Consider the following 18,112-nt stretch of genomic DNA (forward strand, 5'->3'; position numbering starts at 1 on the left):
CGAATACGGCGGAATTGTTAAATCGACAGGTTTTGACCGTGATTACGCTGATCGGAACAATGCCGTTATGCGTGCGGCATTGCCGCTTTTCGCCAGAAAAATTGATTGAACGCCCCATGCCAACCTCTTTATTATCCGGCTTTGCCCATTGCGCCTTAATGACCGCGCCCGAGGACGAAGCCGGGTTTGTGATATTCGACGTGCCCGAGATCCATCATTTTCCAGCGACCACCCCAAGTCAGACCGACCTGTTCGGCTGTCTGCCCGTATAACTGATAACCGCGCATGGCCCAGGGATCTTTTTCTGAAATGACGAGCTTGCCGTCACGCAAAAACGCATTGTCCGAGGCAAGACCGTATTGGTGATAGCTTTGAAACGCCGCGGCATTGGTGACGTTGCCCCCCATTTGCGCAAGCCGGTTTTGCCGCTCCGGACTGCGATATCCCTCCAGCAAAGCCATTTCATACCCGTATTGTTCGCGCATGATTTTGTACACGAGCAATAAACGCGTTCTGAAATCGGCGTCGAGCAAATTCCAGTCGCGGCTCGCGTCTTTAAGCGCCGGCCGGATCTGCTCGACTTCCCGCGTTGCGAATACCTCCGGCGGCAACGGCGGCGGGGGTACGAGCTGTTCGCCATTCAATAGCGCGGCAATTTTCTCGTCCGGAACCCGTGCGGTGTCATCGAATTGGAATAATTGCCGGCCGCGTAAAGCCAATGCCACCAATGGAGGCGTCGCAAGAATACCTGTCGTGGTAAAAATCAGCAAGCGCCGCTTCACCAGTAACTTTTGCATATCGGCTGCGGTCGATTGCGAAATTTTTGCCGAGCGTGCTAATTGACCGCGAGCGCGCGACGCATTACGAGATGCTCCGCGCATAACGCGGCCGTGAATAGCGAGCGCCGCGCCTAATAAAGAGGCGCGTGCCGCCGGCAATAGCAACATTGCGGCGATCACGACGGCGATGGCGAAATAGGCGAGAAGTACTACGGCAATCAAAGGCGACCCCGGAAATTGGAAACAATTGTATTTTGTAATGCTTGCTCTTAGAATCAGGCCTGCTCGGAGCGAGCCGGAACGTATTATCACGGCGAAATAATCCAGGATTCAATGAGACAGTGAATGAGTGCGCCGGAAAGTTCGAATTCCAAAGCCCCGCCTAGCCTGTTATCCGATAAGGCTAAAGGCGCTGACGGCAATGGTTCGCGAATTCTTGCGAACCTTGAAGGCCGCGTTGCGCCGCCTACGGAACAACCACGCCGGTCCAGGGCGCCATTGCTATTGGTCGCGTTGCTGGTGATCGCAGCCGGCGGCTGGGGCGCATGGCATATGCAGCAGCGCGTGCAGAGCGAGTCGCTGGCGGCGGCCACGCCTGAGAGCGTGCAGAAGAGTGCTGCGCCGGCGGCTGCCGCGAGCGCCGCTCCGCTGGTTGTCGCCAAAGCGGAGGCGCCGGCTCCGGCGTCGTCGCAAGCGGCCACGATCGTTGCCGACGATAGCGACAGCAAAGCCGTTGCGGCGTCCGCTACGGCACCCGCCAGCGACGGCAGCCGTCTGTCGCGCGCGCTCGCCGACGGCGCGGAGCCGAGCAGCGCACCCGCACCGGTGGCATCCGCAACGGCCGATTCCGCGGTCACGGCGCCGGCGGCGAAGCATGGCAAAAGCGCTACGGCGGTGGCCATCAAGGAGAAGCACGAGAGCGCCGTGCACGGCAAGAAGGAAAGTGCGACTGCCGGCAACCGTCATGCGAGCGCGCCGACTGCGGTCGCTCAGTCGAAGAAAACGCGCACGAGCGGTAATGCATCGAAAGATGATTCGGATGCCGATCTATTGGCTGCGCTCGTTGCACGGACCAAGCCGGCGGATGCGAAAGCTGCGGACGGCAAGACCGCGACCAAGGTTAGCGCATCCGCGACACCTGGCAACGCCAAGCTCGCTGAGCGCGTGAAAGAGTGCGGACAGCGCGGATTCTTCGAAGACCAGTTGTGCCGGTGGCGCGTATGTGACGGCCATTGGGGTAAGGATCCCGCGTGCCCGGGATCGGCGCAGCAGGCTCGTCAGCCTTAGTCACACTTCTTCATTCACCCTCGGGCTGCGGCGGTAGCGAAATCAATGCGCAGACTCCGCCGACCAGCATCACGCAATTGTTCAAGACGCTGAACTGCTGACGCGGCCGGTGCCGGTCAAGCTGCCGAACTGACGCGGTTTGCTACCGCGCTGCGCGCCTGCATTCAAGCCGCCTCAGGCGTGATGCAGGCCGCGCAGCAATTGACGGACGCGCGAGAGATCCCGATCGACGTGCTCCGCTTTCTCGAACAACTCCCCCAGCCAGTCCACGAACGCGCGCACGCGCGGCGACACGCGGCGATTCTTCACGTAGGCGACCGAGACCGGCATCGGCACGGGCTTCCATTGCGGCATGACTTCGCGCAGCAGTCCCGAGTCGAGGTACGGTTGCGCGGCGATTCGTGCGGGCTGGATCAGACCGAGGCCTTGCAGGCCGCAGGTGAGATAGGCCTGTTCGTCGCTGACCTTGACGAAGCCTTTCACCTTTACGTTTTGCGCTTCGCCGTTCACTTCGAAATCGAAGTCCACTTCGCGGCCGTTATGCGGCGACATGCAATTGACGGCCGCATGTCCGCGCAAATCGTCGAGATCCGTCGGCGTGCCGTAGCGGGCCAGGTAGGCCGGGCTCGCGCAGGTCACGTGTTCGAGCGTGCCGAGTTGGCGCGCGACCAGATTCGAGTCCGGCAATTCGCCGAGCTGGATGCTGCAGTCGATGGCTTCGGTGATCAGATCGACTGTGCGGTTGCTGATACCGATCGCGAGATCGAGGTTGGGGTAACGCGTGTGGAAGTCTTCGAGCGCTGGCAGCACGATAGCGCTGGCTACGGCGCCGGGCATTTCGATACGCAGACGGCCGGTCAGGTTATCCGTCGCGTGACGGATGCTGGCTTCCATTTCGTCGATGTCGGCGAGGATTTGCGCACAGCGTTCGTAGTAGGCGGCGCCTTCGGGGGTGACGCTTAGGCGCCGCGTTGTGCGGGCTAGAAGGGCTGTGCCTAGCAGGGCTTCCAGATTCTGGACGATGGTGGTCGCCGTGGCGCGCGGAATGTTTAATGATTCCGCTGCGCGGGTGAAGCTGTTGGTGTCCACGATTCGGATGAAGGTGCGCATTGCAGTTATTCTGTCAATCACGGGTTCATGCTCCTGTCGAGGGTTGCTTTTGGTTTTTTTCTTGCCTGTTTTTTGGTGGGTATTTTTTGTTTTGGGATGCTTAGGGTTTTGGCCTTTCCTTGCTTTTTTAGTGGTCTATTAGTGTTGCCCCTGTGCGGGGCGGCACTTACTTCTCTTTGCCGGCCGCAAAGAGAAGTAAGCAAGAGAAAGCGGCTCAAACCGCTAGCTCATAAGCGGGTTCCTCGCGCAGTCGCGCTGGTGGTGCATCTGGAATCTGTCTTCTCGCACATTTCGCGCACGTGACACAGCAGTCATTCTTCCCGCCTCGCGCTCCGCGCTCGCCGGGGCGGTCCACTTAGGAATCGGTGGCTTCGTTTTGTGCATTGTGGGGGCCGTCGGCATCGCCTCGGCGATGCGTCGAAAAAGACGATTGGTTTAATTTGTACCGGGGGGCGCGCGTAGCGCCGCCGGAAGAATGACTGCTTTGTCACTCACGCCGAATGTGTGAGAGCACGGATTCCAGATGTGCCGCTACCGCGGCTGTGCGGGGGACCCGCTTAAGAGCTAGCGGTTTGAGCCGCTTTCTCTTGCCTACTTCTCTTTGCGGCGGCAAAGAGAAGTAGGTGCCGCCCCGCACAGGGGCAACGCTAATAGACCACTAACAAAGCAAGGAAAGGCCAACACCCCAACGTAACAACCAATCACAGGTCAAGAAAAAAACCAGAACCAGCCCGCGCCGCAAGCCAAAAAAACGACCCGCAGCGCAAGCCAAAAAACCAAAAAAATCACTTCCGCAAGGAATCCAGATCAATCACAAACCGATACTTAACATCACTCTTCAGCATCCGTTCAAAAGCCTCATTAATCCCCTGCATAGGAATAACCTCGATATCCGAAGTAATCCCATGTTCCCCGCAGAAATCCAACATTTCCTGCGTCTCAGCAATCCCACCAATCAACGACCCAGCCAACCGGCGACGCTTGAAGATCAGATTGAACACCTGCGGCGACGGATGATCATGCTCCGGTGCGCCGACCAGCGTCATAGTCCCATCCCGCTTAAGCAGATTCAAAAACGGATTCAAATCATGCTGAGCAGCAACCGTATTCACGATCAGATCGAAGCTATTCAAATGCGCTTCCATTTCCTCGGCATTCTTCGAAATCACGACTTCATGCGCACCCAACCGCTTCGCATCTTCAATCTTGGAAGGCGAGGTAGTGAACAACACAACATGCGCACCCATCGCGCGAGCGAGCTTCACACCCATATGCCCCAAACCGCCAAGACCGACAATGCCGACCTTCTTGCCAGGACCAGCACCCCAGGTCCGCAGCGGCGAATACGTCGTGATCCCCGCGCACAGCAACGGTGCCACGCCAGCGGGATCGAGATTCTCCGGCACACGCAGCGTGAAGGCTTCATCCACGACGAGTTGCGTGGAATAACCACCGTAAGTGTTCTGCCCGTCAACTCGATCAACACCGTTATACGTGCCGACAAAACCGTTTTCGCAATACTGCTCGAGATCTTCCTTGCAACTCGCACAGGTGCGGCACGAATCCACCAGACAGCCGACGCCGACCAGGTCGCCAGCCTTGTACTTCGTGACATCCGGACCCACCGCGGTCACGCGGCCGACAATCTCATGGCCCGGCACAACCGGAAACACCGTGTTCTTCCATTCGTTGCGCGCCTGATGCAAATCGGAATGGCACACACCGCAAAACAGAACTTCCATCTGCACGTCGTGGGCGCGCAGTTCGCGGCGCTGGATTTCGAACGGGGCGAGCGGCGCAGTAGCGTCGGTCGCTGCATAGGCGTAAGTCGTGCTCATGGGTAGCTCCAGCAAAGAGGGTGAAGTTGCAAGGCGCCGGCGATGGGCGACATATGCCGCCGATGTGGCCAACCTCGTCATGAACCGGGATCACGGCGCGGGCGGTGGCTGGCAAATTCGTCAAACTGGGAATTGGCAACCGAGCCCGGCGCAGCGCGGAAAAGGATGATCCGGCAGGGTTCCCATGATAGGAGCGGGCAGGCAGCCCGGGAATACCTGAATGTCTTGAAGATTTGCCTAAAACTCCTGGCGAGGAGCGCGATAGGTTGTTTGGTGCTAAATTTCAAGCATTATTCTCTCGCACGTCACTATACCGTCATGTCTCCCCGTTCCGCTGAACCCGTCTCGGTCGATCGCGCCCAGCAGCGCCTGGTCGAATTATTCGATGTGCTCGCGCCCACCCCGGGCTTCACGCGCACGAGTCTCGAAGGCGTCAACCTGATGCGCGCGAATAGTCCCATGCCGCGCATGCCGGTCATGTACGAACCGAGCATCGTGATCGTCTGCCAGGGCCGCAAGCGCGGCTTTCTCGGCGATCAGGTGTTTCAGTACGACGCGCAGCAGTACCTGGTGCTCTCAGTGCCGTTGCCGTTCGAATGCGAAACCGAGGCGAGTGCGGAAGAGCCGTTTCTCGCCATCTCGGTGCGCGTCGATCTGACCATGGTGGCCGAATTGCTGATGGCGTTGAACGAAACGCAGGGCGCCGCGCAGAACGAACCCGTCGGCATTTATTCGACACCGCTCGACCCGGCGCTGTGCAATGCGGTGCAACGGCTGATGGATGCGCTGGCTTCGCCGCTCGACGCGCGTATTCTCGCGCCCGGCGTGGTGCGCGAAATCTGTTATCGCGTGCTGACCGGCGAGCAAGGCGACGCGATTCGCGCGGCGCTCACGCATCAGAATCATTTCGGCCGCATTGCCAAGGCGCTGCGGCGAATTCATGCCGACTACCACGGTGTACTCGACGTCGATACGCTCGCGTCCGAAGCAGGCATGAGCCTCGCCGTGTTTCATGCACAGTTCAAAGCGGTCACCGCGACTTCGCCGATGCAATACGTAAAGACCACGCGTTTGCATCACGCGCGTTTGCTGATGGTGCAGGATGGGCTGAATGCGGGCGCGGCCGCGGCGCGCGTCGGTTATGAAAGCGCGTCGCAGTTCAGCCGCGAGTTCAAGCGTCTGTTCGGGTTGAGTCCGGTCGACGAAGTGAAGCGCATGCGCGCGCTCTACGACGCGCCGCCGCCGCGCGTGGTGAAACCCGTAGCGCGTTACGTTACTGCCGTGTGATCGGGCAAAACGGACCGCACTACAAACCGCTGAACCAGTTGTACCCCTGGTCTTCCCAATAGCCGCCGGGATTCGTGTTAGTCACGAAAATCGCCGCGATGTGCTTGGGATTCTTGAAGCCGAGTTTGGTCGGCACGCGCAGCTTCAAGGGATAACCGTATTTCGCCGGCAGCGGCTCGTTGCGAAAATCGAGCGTGAGCTGCGTCTGCGGATGCAGGGCCGTCGCCATGTCGAGGCTGGAGTAATAGCGGTCCGCGCATTTGAACCCAACATAGCGCGCATTCAGATCGGCGCCGATGCGCTCCAGAAACGTGCGAAACGGCACGCCGCGCCATTGTCCGATCGCGCTCCATCCTTCAATACAGATGTGGCGAGTGATCTGCGAAGCCTGCGGCAACGCGCGTAGCTGATCGAGGTTCCAGGTGCGCTTGTCCGAGACGAGCCCTGACACTTCCAGTTGATACGTCGAGCCGTCGATGTCCGGCGCGTCGAACTCCGGATAGAAGGCGTTGAAGGGGAACGGGTCGGTGATTTCGCGCGCCGAATAGGTCGGTGCAAGCTTGTTGCGGTCGAACAGCCAGCCCTGCACGCGATCGTTCCAGCGCGACATCGCCCAGAGCACCTTGTCGACCGAATCGCCGTCCTGCATGTTGCAGCCCGAGAGCATCGCCAGTGCGCCGATGGAGAGCGACGAACGCAGGAACATGCGCCGTTGCAGCCGCTCGATTTGCGGTTGATGGTCGGCAAGCACGATGCGTGAGCGGCGTGCGTCGCGGTTAGTTTTTGGTGCGCTCATGCCTCGCTCCCTTTATGTGCCGGATGTGGCCGTGCGTGTCCGGTCAGCATCGGCAGCAAGGTGCGCGGCACCAGCAGCACGAGCGCCAGATGCACGACCACGAAACCGACCACGCCTGCCATTGCAATGAAATGCACGCGTCGCGCAAAATCAAAGCCGCCGAATAGTGCGGTGAGCCATGAGAATTGCACGGGCTTCCAGATCGACAGCCCCGACGCGACCAGCAACACGCCAAGACATAGCACCAGCAGATACAGCGCGCGCTGCACTGCGTTATATTTGCCGGTATCGTGCGGTAGCTTGAAGCGCAGCGCGAGGCTGGCGTCATGCGCCACGTCGCGTGGATGAACCGGCAACAGCTTGCGCCGGAAATGCCCGCGTCCGACGCCATACGCGAAATACAGCAGCCCGTTCGCGCACAGCAGCCACATGGCCGCGAAATGCCACGCAATCGAGCCGCCTAGCCATCCGCCGACGGTCGCCCAAACCGGAAACCGGAACGGGAAAAACGGTGACGCGTTATAAATGGCCCAGCCGCTCATCACCATGCAGACCATCGCGAATGCGTTGATCCAGTGCGTGATTCGTACGGCGAGCGGGTGAACGGGCAGGCGCGTTGGGGTGTCGGGCATGGTGTGAAGCTCACGAGACAAACGGGGAGTCGAAAAGCCGCGTCCTGCAAGAACGCGGCTGCCCGGCTCAAGGTGAAAACAGCAGCACTGTCTTACATCGGCGGCGTCACGCCATGCTCGCCCGCGGAGATAAAGTTGGCGGCCATCGAGCCGTCGGCTTCCTTGTGCGCGAACAACACGACTTTCGCGCCGGGCACCAGCAGCGAACGGTCACCCGATTCCAGCGCGACGATAGGCACGTCCTGCGGAATCACGATTTTCTTTTCGCCGTCCTTGTACTTCACGGTGATCGTGCGGCCATTGCTGACCACGAGCGAACCCACCGTGCCGTTGGTCATCGAACTGTTGCCGCCGAGATCCCACGGACGGTGACCTTCGCCGGCGCCGCGCATGCTCGCCGGAAACACATGCACTTCAAGCGCCTTCAGCGTGCCGTCCGCCTGCGGAATCGCGGCGGTGCCGACATAGCTGTCCGGCTTGATATCGTTGATGTTGGCGAGCACCACGCCGCGGATCGGCGTGTCCTTGACGAGCTTCACGTCGACGTCTTTGCCGTCGCGCGTGTGGACCTTGAGCAGATCGCCCGACAGCGATGTCACCGTGCCACGGACACCGGTGGGCACGGCACTCTGGGCATGCGCAGCCGGTCCGGCGGCAAGCAAGGCAGCGGCGACGAGCGCGGGGGCGGCGAAAACGCGCAATGCACGCGGGGAAACGATCTTCATGAATCTGCTCCAGGTGGTGAAGGATGGGGGCAGATTAGACCTGGGACCGGCTCCGGCGAGTGACAGACGGATGACAAAAACGTCATGAACGGCGCGCGGCGGACACGTAGAATGACCGGCATATCCACGTCCAGAATTCGGCGAGCGGCAGGGCGAGGCTCTGCGCCAACGCCGAATCGGAGCACCGAGCACCGAGCACCATGAGTATCCTCGTCATCGAAGACGATCCGAAAACCGGCGACTACCTGAAGAAGGGCTTGCGCGAGAGCGGCTATGCGGTCGATCTTGCGCGCACCGGCACGGACGGGCTGCACATGGCGCTCGAAAATGCGTACGACCTCGTGGTGCTGGATGTGATGCTGCCCGGTATCGACGGTTGGGAAATCATGCGTGCGCTGCGGGCGCGGCGCGATCTGCCGGTGATCTTCCTGACCGCGCGCGACCATGTCAGCGACCGTATTCGCGGTCTTGAACTCGGCGCGGACGATTACCTCGTCAAGCCGTTTTCATTTACCGAACTGATGCTGCGCATCCGCACGCTGCTGCGCCGCGGTGTGATCCGCGAGAGCGACGTGTTCGAGATCGCTGACCTCAAGCTCGACGTGCTGCGCCGCAAGGTGACGCGTGAAGGCGTGGAGATTCCGCTCACCAATAAGGAATTCATGCTGCTGCATCTGCTGGTGCGCCGTCAGGGCGAAGCGCTGTCGCGCACGCAGATCGCTTCTGAAGTGTGGGATATGAACTTCGACAGCGACACCAACGTGGTCGACGTGGCCATTAAACGGCTGCGCGCCAAGATCGATCATCCATTTGAAAAGAAGCTGATCCATACGGTGCGCAGCATCGGCTACGCGTTCGGCGACGGCTCATGAAATTCTGGACCAGGCGCTCGCTCACGGCTCGCACTACGATACTGTTCGCGACGATCGCATGCGTGGTGATCGGCACGCTCGGCGCGTACTTCTATCACTCCGCCGAAGTCTCGCTGCAACGCCGCGCCGACGTGGTGCTGGCCGCCCGTGTCGAGCATTTCAGCCGCATCGTGCGCGATCTCTATCCGGTCGGCGAACTGAAGACCCGGCCCTTGCTATTCGAGACCATGCTCGGCGCGGAACAGGACGTGCTGCTGTTTCGCCGCCCGGGCGAGGCGCCGTTCATCGACGTGAACCCGGCGGGCGTGGCCGTGCCCGCGCTGCAAGCCGACGCGGAGGGGCGCTTGCCGACCTTCGCCGATATCCGCCAGACGCACCTGGCCAACGGCGTGCCGGTGCATTGGGCGATCGCAACCGCAAAGGCACGCGAAGACGGCACCGAAGTCGAAGTGATCGCCGGCCATCCGATGACGGAGGAAATGCGCATGCTGGCGGCGTACCGCGACCGCATCGTGCTGGCCACGCTGATCGGCATGCTGGCCGCGACGCTGCTCGCCTGGTACGTGCTGCGCCGCGCGCTGCGCCCGGTTCGCGAGATTGCCACGCGGGCCGCGCAGATCAGCCCCACGAGCCTGTCGGTGCGGCTCGACAGCGAGGCGGCGCCGCTCGAATTGCGCCAGATCACGCATGCGTTCAACGCCATGCTCGACCGTCTCGCCGAGGGCTACCAACGGCTCTCGCAGTTTTCCGCCGATCTGGCCCACGAGATCCGGACGCCGGTCGGCGCATTGATAGGGCAAACGCAGGTGACGCTCGCGCGGACCCGCGAGCCCGACGAGTATCAGCAGGTGCTCGAATCGAATCTCGAGGAACTGAGCCGCCTGAGTCATATCGCGGAGAACATTCTGTTTCTCGCGCATGCGGACCACGCGGCGCTCTCGGTGGAACGTGAGCCGGTCGATCTGCGTGAGGAACTCGTCAGGATCGCAGATTATTTCGAAGGTCCCGCCGACGAACGCGGGATGCGCTTCGTGGTCGAGGCCGCAGGCGTGGCGTCGGTCAATCCGATGCTGTGCCGCCGCGCGATCAACAACCTGGTGGTCAATGCCGTGCGTTACGGGGCGAGCGACACCGTGGTGCGTCTGCGTGGCACGCAGGACGAGGCGGGCGCCACCGTGGCGGTCGAAAACGACGGCGCGCCGATTCCCGAAGAGCAGCTAGGCCGTCTGTTCGACCGTTTCTATCGCGCGGACGCGGCGCGCAGCGCGTTCACCGAATCGAGCGGTCTGGGTCTCGCGATCGTCAAGGCGATCATGCATTTGCATGGCGGCACGGCAAGCGTGGTGTGTCCGGCGCCGGGCGTGGTGCGCTTCGAGTTGCGCTTTCCGGGCGCCTAAGTGCGCGTCGCGCCGGCCGGGTTTTCCGGTTCGTGACAGCACACGCAGAGCTTGTTGCCGTCCGGATCGCGAAAGTAGGCGCCGTAATAGTTCGCGTGATATTGCGGACGCAAACCGGGCGGCCCCTCGCACGTGCCGCCGTGAGCGAGCGCCGCGGCGTGCGCGCGATCCACCGTGATGCGGTCGGCGGCGAGCAGGGCGATCATCTGGCCGTTGCCGGCCGAGGCAGGGTGGCCATCGTAAGGCTTACCGATCACGAACAGCGGGCGCGACGCATCCGCCGCCATCCAGCCGGACCAGCATGCTTCCGGATCGCGGAATTTGAGGCGCAGATCGAGCGTGCCCATCAGCGAGTCGTAAAAGCTGCAAGCACGCTCGAAATCGCCGATACCGATGAAAACGTGGGAAAGCATCGCTGTCGCTCCTGGTGACTACTGGCTGCACACGCCAGCGCTGTTCGTTCAGACTCAAACCTTCTTCAGATACGCGGCCTTCAGCATAAAGTTGCCGGCGTCCATCTTGCAGTCCACTTCGTGATCGCCGCCGACAAGACGAATGCTCTTCACCTTGGTGCCCATTTTCAGCGTGATCGACGAGCCTTTCACTTTCAGGTCCTTGATCAGCACGACGGCATCGCCATCGGCCAGCGGGTTGCCGTTGGCGTCCTTGACCACGCGTGCGTCGGCTTCGTCGACGGACGCAGCGGCGTTCATCGGCCATTCATGCGCGCAGTCGGGGCAGACGTAGTTGTCGCCGTCCGGGTAGGTGTTTTCCATCGCGCACTGCGGGCAGGCGGGAATTGTCGACATGATTTTTTCCAGACCGCGGCGCCGGGCCGCGGAAAACTTCAGGGGCGGCGAGTATAGCCGACGGACGCCGGGCGGCCCGCATCCGCGACACGGAATGCTGTGCTAGCGCAAACCGGCGTGTGTAGATCTTGACGCGAAAAGCGTATGACGGCGCTAGACGGGCAGCGGACTATACTCTTCCGATAGACCGGCGGTCCCCAATGTCTCGTCGTGCTTTGCGAACCCTCGCAAAGTACATCATTGTTCGCATCTCACAGCAGGAGTTCTGTCATGGTCAAGCTCGCCCTGTACGTTCGTCTTGAAGCCAAACCCGGCAAGGAAAAAGACGTCGAAGCGTTTCTGCTCGGCGGCTTGCCGCTGGTCGAGGAGGAGCCGGGCACTGTCGCGTGGTTCGGTTTGAAACTGGGGCCGTCCACCTTCGGTATCTTCGACGCCTTTCCGGATGAAGCCGGCCGTGAAGCACACCTGAACGGCAAGGTGGCGGCCGCGCTGATGGCGAAGGCCGGCGACCTGTTCGCCTCGCCGCCCACGATCGAAAAAGTGGACGTGCTGGCAGCGAAATTGCCGGGCTAAGCGAAGCACTGACCGCGGGGCGGGGCCGGTCGCTCCGTTGTCCGGTTCGCCGACCCCGTAACGCAAAAAACGCGCTGATCATCCGACGACGCCACGCCATGATCCGGCGCGGCCAAGCCAGTGTTTAGCGGCCCGCCGGGTCGCCCGCCGGCTGGCTCGCGTAGGTCGCGCGCTTTTCCTCGTACATCAGCAGATCGGCCCGCTGCACGCCCGCTTCGAGCCGGTCGCCGCGCTGGCAGGTGGCCGCGCCCATCGAGAAACTGAGCGGCGAGCCCGGATAAAACTGATTGTTCAGCTCGATCAGCTGGCGGATCGCATCGATCATTGCGGCGCCCCCGCGCTCGTCGGTGTCCGGCATCAGAATCGCGAACTCGTCGCCGCCAATCCGCGCCGCATGAAACGGCGTCTCGGTTGCCTTGGCGAGCACCTCGCCGGCGCGCCGCAAAAGCGCGTCGCCGGCCGCGTGGCCGAGCTGATCGTTGACACGTTTCAAGCCGTTCAGATCGGCCATGATGATCGTCACGGGCCACGGACCCTTGCGTTCGAGCCGGTTCAGTTCGTCCACGTAGAACGAGCGGTTGCGCAGTTTGGTCAGCACGTCGTGCTTGCCGAGGAACTCGAGATAGGCTTCGGCCTTCTTGCGCGCCGTGATGTCCGTGAGCGCCACCAGCACCAGATCCCAGCTCTGCTCATGCCCCGGCAGCACGGAAAACTGCAGGTGCACATGCACCTCGCTGCCGTCGAGCGAATAGTTGAGCACTTCGCGCTGCTGGAACAGCTTGCCGTCCCATAGATCGACCAGTTGCTCGCGGAAATGCGGACGCATGTCGTCGCGGAACACCTCGGCGAGATGCGACAGCAGCGTTTTCTTGTCCTTCGCCGCGAACATGTCGAGCGTGTGCTGGTTCACGTCGAGCACATGGATTTCCTGCATGCAACGTTCGACGAACTCGGGATGCACGTCCGTAAACACGCGGAAATCGTTGATGCCGGCCGCCCGTGCTTCGTCGAGCAGACGCTTGACCGCGCTGAAATCCTCCACCCACAGCGACACTGGCGAATATTCGAACAGACCGCGCACATACTGCTCGGCAAGCGTCATGCGATGCCGCGCGCCTTCCAGTTCTGTAATGTCTTCCACCGACACCAGCACGCGATCCCAGCGCGCCTCGTGGCCGGGCAGCACGGCGCCCTTGAGTAGCACGTCGAGGCGGCGTCCGCCGAGCGTGTAGTTGACTGTCTGGCTGGTGAACTGCGCTTGGCCGGCCCACAACTGGCATAACTCTTCCAGGTGGGTCTTGAGCATGTCGTCGCGGAACACCGAGGCGAGATTGCCGGTGAGCGCCTCGAAATCGACTGCCTCGAATTGCGTTAGCGTCTTCTGATTGACCTTGATGACGCGGATGCTGTGCGCGCATTGCGCGACGCAGCCCGGATTGGCGGCGAAATGCGCACGCAGATCGGTTATGCCGTCTGCCCGCCATGCATCGAACAAGGCGCGCACGCCGCTGAAGTCTTCGAGCCAGAGCGAGACGGGCGCGAGTTCGAACATCTCGGAATCGTCGTTGGCGGGCGCCGGGCCGGGCGGGAGGATATCCAGCATGAGATTCTCAAAATCGGAAGTGCCGCTATTTTAAGACGGGTTCGGCTGTGGCTGAAAAGAAAGACCGGTTACGCATCATTTTTACGTCAGTCCATCTAGTGGGATAACGGCGCCGTACCGTTGGACTTGAGGCGCGCCAGGACGCATCCAGCGGGGCGGCCGACCCTTCAGCGGGCTTACCGGCAAGCCTTCCGGAGGCTTGTTACACTGGCCTGCAAATTGTCCTGTCCATTCACGTCGCCAGGAAAAAGCGCCGCCATGAAGCCATCCCTGCTGGTTCTGATCCACCTTAACGATGCAAGCCGCGCGAAGATCGAAGCCGCGTTCGACGTGGTCTATGCGCCCGACGCCACCGCGCGAGCCGCCGCGCTCGACGCGCACGGTGAGACGATTCGCGCCGTGCTGACCAACGGCACGACCGGGCTCGCCGCCGCGGACATCGACCGCATGCCGCAACTCGAACTGATCAGCGCGCTGGGCGCGGGCTATGAAAACCTCGCTATCGACCACGCCCGCTCGCGCGATATCGTGGTCGTCAACGGCGCGGGGACCAACGATCATTGCGTGGCCGATCATGCGTTCGCGCTGCTGCTCGCGGTGGTGCGCGACGTGCCGCAACTCGATCAGGCCACGCGCAAGGGTGTGTGGCGCGATTCGTTGCCGATGCAACCGAACGTCTCCGGCAAGCGCCTCGGCATTGTCGGGCTCGGCAACATCGGCGAGAAAGTCGCGCGGCGCGGCGCGGGGTTCGAGATGGAAATCGGCTATCACAACCGTAAGCCGCGCGAAGGCTCACCGCATCGGTACTTCGATAGCGTGGCAGGCCTTGCGCGCTGGAGCGACTTTCTGATCGTTGCGACGCCGGCCGGTGCGGGCACGCGTCATCTGATCGGCGCGGCGGTGTTCGAGGCGCTCGGGCCACAGGGCTTCGTGGTCAACGTGTCGCGCGGCAGTGTGCTCGACACGGCGGCGCTTGCGCAGGCGCTCACAGCAGGGACGATTGCCGGCGCCGCGCTCGACGTCTACGAGAGCGAGCCCAATCCGCCCGAAGCCTTGCTAATGCTGCAGAACGTGGTGCTGACGCCGCACGTGGGCGGCCGCTCGCCGGAAGCGATCACGGCCTCGGTCGACAACTTTCTGGACAACGCCCGCCGGCATTTTGCGGGCGATGGGGTACTGACGCCCATCTGATGTCCAGAACCGGCGGGGGTCGGTAATTACTGGTCTTCGTCGCTGCCCGGCCGGTTGCCGATGTGCTCGTACTGTTCGTCGGACAGCGCGTGCGGCATGGCCGACGCGTAGCGCCGTCGTCGAAAGGCAAACACAAACTATCGGCGCAGCGGATAGTTTCTCTCGAAAATGGCGATTTCCCTTGTGAGGCCACGGCGCATAGGATGGGCGGTATCGCATCACCACCGCTTCGGCGCAGCCGGAGCAGCGACGGAGATCCCGCATGGAACATCACGCTCGCACGCAGAACGAACGGCTCGACATCAAGACGACCACCTGCTACATGTGCGCCTGCCGCTGCGGCATTCGAGTGCATCTTCGCGAAGGCGAGGTGCGCTACATCGACGGCAACCCGGAGCATCCGCTCAACCAAGGCGTGATCTGCGCGAAGGGCGCCTCGGGCATCATGAAGCAGTACTCTCCCGCGCGTCTCACGCAACCGCTGATGCGCAAGCCGGACGCGGAGCGCGGCAGCGCGCAGTTCGAGCCGGTGTCGTGGGAGCATGCGTTCGAGGTGCTCGAAAAGCGTCTGGGCCACATTCGCGCCACCGACCCGAAAAAATTCGCGCTCTTCACCGGCCGCGACCAGATGCAGGCGCTGACCGGGCTCTTCGCCAAACAGTTCGGTACGCCTAATTACGCGGCGCATGGCGGCTTCTGCTCGTCCAATATGGCGGCGGGCATGATCTATACGATCGGTGGCTCGTTCTGGGAATTCGGCGGCCCGGACCTCGACAGCGCCAAGCTCTTCTTCATGATCGGCACGGCGGAAGATCATCATTCGAATCCGCTCAAGATCGCGATTTCGAAATTCAAGCGCGCGGGCGGCCGCTTCATCGCGATCAATCCGATTCGCACGGGCTACGCGGCGATCGCCGACGAGTGGGTGCCGATCAAGCCCGGCACCGACGGCGCGCTGTTCATGGCGTTCCTCCACGAGTTGATTGCCGCCGACGCGTGGGATCACGAATTCGTGCGCCGCTACACCAACGCGGCGGAACTCGTCTCGCTCGACGAAGCCAGCGAAAACTTCGGCCTGTTCGTGCGCGATCCCGAGCGGCCGGTCGGCAATCCGCTGTTTCCGCAGAATCACCTCTGGTGGGACACTCAAGCCGCGCGCGCCGTGCCGCATCACGCGGCCGGCGTCAGTCCCGCGCTCGACGGCCGCTATACGCTCGACGATGGCACACCCGTCACGCCGTCGTTCGCCTTGCTGCGCGAACGCGTGGCCGATTGCACGCCCGAGTGGGCTGCCGGCATCACCGGCATCTCGGCCGACACGATTCGCCGCCTCGCGGGTGAAATGATCCAGACGAGCCGCGCCCATCGCATCACCTTGCCGATCCGCTGGACCGACGCATGGGGCGAGACGCACGAAACCGTCACCGGCAACCCGGTCGCGTTTCACGCGATGCGCGGGCTGGCGGCGCACTCCAACGGCTTCCAGTCGATCCGCGCGCTGGCCGTGCTGATGTCGCTGCTCGGTACGATCGACACGCCCGGCGGCTTTCGTCACAAGTCGCCGTTTCCGCGCGCTGTACCGCCATCGGCGAAACCGCCGAACAGCCCCGACGCCGTCAAGCCGAACACGCCGCTCGCCACCGGCCCGTTGGGCTGGCCGGCCGCGCCCGAGGATCTGTTCATCGACGAACAGGGCGGTCCGGTGCGCATCGACAAGGCCTTCTCATGGGAATATCCGCTCGCCGTGCATGGCCTGATGCACAGCGTGATTACCAACGCGTGGCGCGGCGATCCGTATCCCATCGACACACTGATGATTTTCATGGCCAACATGGCGTGGAATTCGTCGATGAATACGATGAAAGTGCGTGAAATGCTGGTCGACAAGCACGCCAGCGGCGAGTACAAGATTCCGTTTTTGGTGGTGTGCGACGCGTTCCAGTCGGAGATGACCGCGTTCGCGGATCTGATCCTGCCCGACACGACCTATCTGGAACGGCACGACGCGATGTCCATGCTCGACCGGCCGATCTCCGAATTCGACGGCCCGGTGGATTCGGTGCGCGTGCCGGTCGTGCCGCCTACCGGTGAATGCAAGCCGTTCCAGGAAGTGCTGATCGAGCTTGCGTCGCGTCTGAAGTTTCCTGCCTTCACGACCGCGGAGGGCGCGCGCCGCTTTCGCGACTATCCCGACTTCGTCGTCAATTTCACGACGTCGCCGGATTCCGGCGTGGGCTTTCTGATCGGCTGGCGTGGCAAAAATGGCGACAAGGCCTTGGTGGGCGAACCGAATCCGAACCAGTGGGAGCAGTACGCGAAGAACAATTGCGTGTTCCATTACCCGTTGCCCGAGACGCTGCAATATATGCGCAACTGCAACGGACCGTATCTCGAGTGGGCGGTCAAGCATGGTTTCCGCAAGTTCAGCGAGCCGATTCTGATCCAGCTTTACTCCGACGTGATGCAGAAATTCAGGCTCGCCGCGCAGGGCCGCACGAGCGGCAGGCAACCGCCGGATCATTTGCGCGCGCGGGTGGAAAAGTACTTCGATCCGCTGCCGTTCTGGTATGCGCCGCTCGAGAGCGCGGCGACCGACCTCGACAGGTTTCCGCTCGCCGCGGTGACTCAGCGGCCGATGGCGATGTACCACTCGTGGGACTCGCAGAACGCATGGCTGCGGCAGATTCACGGCGAGAACTATCTGTACATGAATCCGTTGATGGCGGCCGAGAACGGTATCGCCGACGGCGCGTGGATCTACGCCGAATCGCAATGGGGCCGCGTGCGCTGCATGGCACGCTTCAGCGAGACCGTCGAGCCGGGCACGGTATGGACGTGGAACGCGATCGGCAAGGCGTCGGGCGCATGGAATCTTGGGCCGGGCGCGAACGAATCGCAACGCGGTTTCCTGCTCAATCACCTCATCACCGACGAGTTGCCCAACCGCGTCGACGACGTAGCGCGAAGCATGTCGAATTCCGATCCGGTGACGGGCCAGGCCGCATGGTACGACGTGCGCGTGCGCATCTATCCGGCGGAGGCGGACGCGCGGCATACGCTGCCGCAATTCGCGGCGATGCCCGCCGTGCCGGGCGAGAACGGTGTGATCTCGCGGATCGTGCAAACCTACTTCGCGGGACGAGGGGAGTTCGCGGCGCGGCTGCGCGGCGCGACGGGGCGCAAATAACATCAGGACAGCCGCAAGGAGCCTGT

General features: G+C 62.2%; 16 protein-coding genes. 7 read left to right on the forward strand and 9 right to left on the reverse strand.

Going from position 1 to position 18,112, the window contains the following annotated elements:
* Positions 1 to 155 precede the first annotated feature (155 nt).
* Positions 156 to 1,001 (reverse strand): M15 family metallopeptidase, encoded by an 846-nt coding sequence (locus B0G71_RS22325; RefSeq protein WP_116144216.1) that lies wholly within the window; start codon positions 999 to 1,001, stop codon positions 156 to 158.
* A gap of 123 nt (positions 1,002 to 1,124) precedes the next feature.
* Here B0G71_RS22325 and B0G71_RS22330 point away from each other — a divergent pair, with 123 nt between their 5' ends.
* Positions 1,125 to 2,066, forward strand: a complete 942-nt coding sequence (locus B0G71_RS22330; RefSeq protein WP_116144218.1) for a hypothetical protein — start codon at positions 1,125 to 1,127, stop codon at positions 2,064 to 2,066.
* 174 nt (positions 2,067 to 2,240) lie between these two features.
* On the opposite strand, the gene B0G71_RS22335 is transcribed toward B0G71_RS22330, so the two are convergent.
* Both B0G71_RS22335 and B0G71_RS22340 read right to left on the reverse strand, forming a co-directional pair.
* Positions 2,241 to 3,197, reverse strand: coding sequence for a LysR family transcriptional regulator (locus tag B0G71_RS22335; RefSeq protein ID WP_147308697.1), 957 nt, complete (start codon positions 3,195 to 3,197; stop codon positions 2,241 to 2,243).
* 764 nt (positions 3,198 to 3,961) lie between these two features.
* Positions 3,962 to 5,014: an NAD(P)-dependent alcohol dehydrogenase gene (locus B0G71_RS22340; RefSeq protein WP_116144223.1), complete on the reverse strand. Its 1,053-nt coding sequence runs from the start codon at positions 5,012 to 5,014 to the stop codon at positions 3,962 to 3,964.
* A 318-nt stretch (positions 5,015 to 5,332) separates the two neighbouring features.
* Here B0G71_RS22340 and B0G71_RS22345 point away from each other — a divergent pair, with 318 nt between their 5' ends.
* The gene (locus B0G71_RS22345) at positions 5,333 to 6,301 is read left to right on the forward strand and encodes an AraC family transcriptional regulator (protein WP_116148775.1); all 969 of its coding nucleotides are present in this window, start codon (positions 5,333 to 5,335) and stop codon (positions 6,299 to 6,301) included.
* A gap of 19 nt (positions 6,302 to 6,320) precedes the next feature.
* On the opposite strand, the gene B0G71_RS22350 is transcribed toward B0G71_RS22345, so the two are convergent.
* The 3 genes from B0G71_RS22350 to B0G71_RS22360 all read right to left on the reverse strand — a co-directional run bounded on the left by B0G71_RS22350 (position 6,321) and on the right by B0G71_RS22360 (position 8,454).
* Positions 6,321 to 7,097, reverse strand: coding sequence for a molybdopterin-dependent oxidoreductase (locus B0G71_RS22350; RefSeq protein ID WP_106280722.1), 777 nt, complete (start codon positions 7,095 to 7,097; stop codon positions 6,321 to 6,323).
* A complete protein-coding gene (locus B0G71_RS22355) occupies positions 7,094 to 7,729 on the reverse strand; it encodes a cytochrome b/b6 domain-containing protein (protein ID WP_116144225.1) in 636 nt (211 codons plus the stop codon). The genes B0G71_RS22350 and B0G71_RS22355 overlap by 4 nt, the downstream gene beginning before the upstream one ends.
* Before the next feature lie 92 nt (positions 7,730 to 7,821).
* A complete protein-coding gene (locus B0G71_RS22360; protein WP_116144227.1) occupies positions 7,822 to 8,454 on the reverse strand; it encodes a hypothetical protein in 633 nt (210 codons plus the stop codon).
* Between the two features lie 200 nt (positions 8,455 to 8,654).
* On the opposite strand from B0G71_RS22360, the gene B0G71_RS22365 reads away from it, so the two are divergent.
* Both B0G71_RS22365 and B0G71_RS22370 read left to right on the forward strand, forming a co-directional pair.
* Positions 8,655 to 9,326, forward strand: coding sequence for a heavy metal response regulator transcription factor (locus B0G71_RS22365; protein ID WP_106280728.1), 672 nt, complete (start codon positions 8,655 to 8,657; stop codon positions 9,324 to 9,326).
* Positions 9,323 to 10,723: a heavy metal sensor histidine kinase gene (locus B0G71_RS22370; protein WP_116144229.1), complete on the forward strand. Its 1,401-nt coding sequence runs from the start codon at positions 9,323 to 9,325 to the stop codon at positions 10,721 to 10,723. Before B0G71_RS22365 ends, B0G71_RS22370 begins: the two co-directional genes overlap by 4 nt.
* On the opposite strand, the gene B0G71_RS22375 is transcribed toward B0G71_RS22370, so the two are convergent.
* Entirely contained in the window at positions 10,720 to 11,136 is a 417-nt protein-coding gene (locus tag B0G71_RS22375) for a VOC family protein (protein WP_116144231.1), read from the reverse strand. The genes B0G71_RS22370 and B0G71_RS22375 overlap by 4 nt on opposite strands.
* Positions 11,137 to 11,190: 54 nt before the next feature.
* Positions 11,191 to 11,532, reverse strand: a complete 342-nt coding sequence (locus B0G71_RS22380; RefSeq protein WP_116144233.1) for a zinc ribbon domain-containing protein YjdM — start codon at positions 11,530 to 11,532, stop codon at positions 11,191 to 11,193.
* 270 nt (positions 11,533 to 11,802) lie between these two features.
* Here B0G71_RS22380 and B0G71_RS22385 point away from each other — a divergent pair, with 270 nt between their 5' ends.
* Positions 11,803 to 12,105 (forward strand): putative quinol monooxygenase, encoded by a 303-nt coding sequence (locus B0G71_RS22385; protein ID WP_106280735.1) that lies wholly within the window; start codon positions 11,803 to 11,805, stop codon positions 12,103 to 12,105.
* A gap of 124 nt (positions 12,106 to 12,229) precedes the next feature.
* Here B0G71_RS22385 and B0G71_RS22390 read toward each other — a convergent pair whose 3' ends face one another.
* Entirely contained in the window at positions 12,230 to 13,708 is a 1,479-nt protein-coding gene (locus tag B0G71_RS22390) for a sensor domain-containing diguanylate cyclase (RefSeq protein WP_116144235.1), read from the reverse strand.
* Between the two features lie 258 nt (positions 13,709 to 13,966).
* Between B0G71_RS22390 and B0G71_RS22395 the strand changes: the two genes are divergently transcribed.
* Together B0G71_RS22395 and B0G71_RS22400 are read left to right on the forward strand one after the other, a co-directional pair.
* On the forward strand, positions 13,967 to 14,899 hold the full coding sequence (locus tag B0G71_RS22395; protein WP_116144237.1) for a 2-hydroxyacid dehydrogenase: 933 nt from the start codon (positions 13,967 to 13,969) through the stop codon (positions 14,897 to 14,899).
* A 262-nt stretch (positions 14,900 to 15,161) separates the two neighbouring features.
* Positions 15,162 to 18,086: a molybdopterin-dependent oxidoreductase gene (locus B0G71_RS22400; protein WP_116144239.1), complete on the forward strand. Its 2,925-nt coding sequence runs from the start codon at positions 15,162 to 15,164 to the stop codon at positions 18,084 to 18,086.
* Positions 18,087 to 18,112 lie beyond the last annotated feature (26 nt).

This window comes from Paraburkholderia sp. BL27I4N3 (genome assembly GCF_003386115.1).
GTDB lineage: Bacteria > Pseudomonadota > Gammaproteobacteria > Burkholderiales > Burkholderiaceae > Paraburkholderia.